1 protein-coding gene and 1 pseudogene are annotated in these 2,554 nt (G+C 62.1%); both read left to right on the top strand.

Features of this window, described 5'->3' with window-relative positions; translation table 11 throughout:
* On the top strand, window positions 1-973 hold a 973-nt coding region (locus tag G6023_RS11665; protein ID WP_206680998.1), incomplete at its 5' end, for a hypothetical protein.
* Window positions 970-2,554: pseudogene (locus G6023_RS11660) on the top strand (hypothetical protein); the annotation flags it as partial. The gene G6023_RS11665 and the pseudogene G6023_RS11660, both read left to right, overlap by 4 nt.

The following is a 2,554-nucleotide window of genomic DNA, read 5'->3' as shown; positions in this document are numbered from 1 at the left end:
AAACGCCAGCCCCGAACTCGCCCTACCAGCGCAAACCGGAATCCCAAGCAGCAGAACAGCGTCAACTTGTGGAAGTCAGGTCAGGCTCACCAAACCGCGGCGGGGCGTCGTCAGCGAGTGGTCTGAGACCTACACCGACACCGGCCCTCGATCCAAAGCCCGCCTGATTCAGATGATTCTCGAACTCACCGACGGGGCGCGGCGCACGCTACAAGAGGTGGGCTACCCCACTGACGCGGTGCTCGTGTCCCTCTCGGGCCAAGTAAATGCGATCGGTAGGAACGCGCGACCAGTCCCGCTCACCGTGCTGGTAGACGCCAGTACCCACACGATAGCGAGATACCTCAGGGCCTGGCGCGGTGAACACCCCGAACTGGACTTTGCAACTCCTATCAGGTTGCGATCCTACTTCGCCACACAAGTTCATCCGCAAGGTCATAGCCTCAACACCAACATCGACTACAACCTGAACGATCCGACGGTGAAGAAGGCCGTGCAGCCAGTCATCGCCACTGTTCTTCAAGACCATTTCCACGCCGTGCAGGCGCGAGTCGTGAACGGTTCGGCGACGGTCGACGACCTCCCTTTGGATTCCCGCGGCGTGCTTGAGGAGGTGAACTCAGGTGCGCGCGACACAGTGGCCTCGGCCTGCGTTGACCACGAGCATGCCCCCGACACTCATGAGCCGTGCCGCGCGTCCTTCCTGACTTGTTTCGCGTGTACGAACGCGGTGGTCCTTAAGCGACACCTCCCTCGAGTCGTCGCCCTCCACGACCACCTGGAGGGATTGCGCGCTGTCACGCCAGCACACCTCTGGGACTCGCGATTCGCGGCTCACCATGCCCGCATCGCCTCGCTGCTAGTCCCCAATCGGCACTTCTCGAACAGCGACCTCCTCGCTGCCCGCGCTGATGTCACCGATACTGACCGGGACCAGGTCAATCGACTGATGAATAGGACTTGGGACACATGACCAACCCCGCCGTCAACACTGCTGCGACTCGGACGGTCGGGCTCACGCCTGTCGTCCCGCTGCTGACCAGTCCACTCTTCGCCAACCGTCACTACCGGACTCCCGAAGCAGTACCGGAGCCAGTCTTCGGCGACGACGTGTGGCCGCTCCACTACCTCTCGCTCTCCGAGAACAAGGAAACATTAAACATCAACTTCGCTGCCATTCGGCCCCGTCATCGCGAATCGGCGAAGGTTTACCTCTACAACGTCCTCAATACGGAAACTCAGCGTCGAACCACGTCTATGAAGTCTCGGTTCCCATCCGCCCAGACCGCCCTCCATATGTTCCACGCCATGAAGTTGTTGCTGGACTGGATCGACACACACGGACTCAGTAGCATCGCAGACCTCACCACCGACGACTGGACCCAGTACGGCGAGCACGTGGGTGCACGCGAGGATCGCACCTATTCACACAAGGTTGCGCAACTAGTCCACCTAGGGCGACTGTGGGCCCACAATGTCGACCTGCCCTCGCCTTACGCGTTCACCGCACCCTCATGGTTCTCGGCGAAATATAGCCGGTGGCTCGGTCCTGCCCCAGTCGAGTACGAGAACAAAACCGAACCGTTCCACCCTGAGGCGATCAGTGCGCTCATCGTTGCCGCCCACACCGTCATCAGCGGCTATCTCGACGGCACACTCACCGTCGGGCGTCGCGGCATTAAGAAGACCGCTGAAGCATGGTTCACGGCGCAAGGGATCACGCTCCCACCGGGCCGTCTCTCCGCCGAGAACGCCCGACAATGGAAGGACGCCACCAACTGGCTCCAGTCCTACGACGCAGGCAGCGTGCGGTCGGCAGCGTTCGTGCTCATCTCCTACTTCACCGGCATGCGCCCCCAAGAGGTCCTGCACCTTCAACGCGGCTGCCTCCGCTACAACCCAGTCACCAGCAATGCCAGCGCCGCAGCTGAGTACACAATCGTCGGCCGCGAGTTCAAGGGCCTCCGCGACGAGTACGGTGATCAACTCAGTCAAGGTGCTCAACGCGACCAGCCGTGGGTGACCATCGAGCCCGCCGCCCGCGCGATTGAGGCGCTCGAACAGCTCGCAAGACCAGACACCCCATATTTGTTCGCCTGGAACCGCCGCCCACGAGAAAGCCAACAGCGGCAAGGCGAAGTAGCCACCACGTCCTCCATAGGTATTAGTCTCGGCAGCTTCATCACGCTCTGGAACGCCCACGCTACCCAGAACGGAGACCCGGTCGTTCCAATCTCCGGGCCGACCAGCATCCTCTCCGAGAACCAATCCGGTGACGCCGCTCGCCTGCTTATCGGAACCACCCGCTTCCGACGCACGCTCGCCTACCACATCGCCAACCAGCCCGGCGGTGAGATTGCGCTCGGCATCCAGTACGGGCACGTCAAAAGCGTCGTCTCCCTCGGCTACGCGGGGCGCGGGGAGTCCGGCTTCCCCGATGTAGTGGAGTTAGACGCCCTCCTCGGCTCCTGGGACGACCTCACGCTGCTCGCCGAAGAACTCGAAGGCGGATCTGCCATTAGCCCCGGTGATTCACGGGGATCTGCGGATCGCT

This window comes from Dietzia sp. DQ11-71, assembly GCF_014144995.1.
Lineage (GTDB): Bacteria > Actinomycetota > Actinomycetes > Mycobacteriales > Mycobacteriaceae > Dietzia > Dietzia kunjamensis.
The sequence above is the reverse complement of the archived record's forward strand: the minus strand, read 5'-3'. Positions and strand labels throughout refer to the sequence as shown.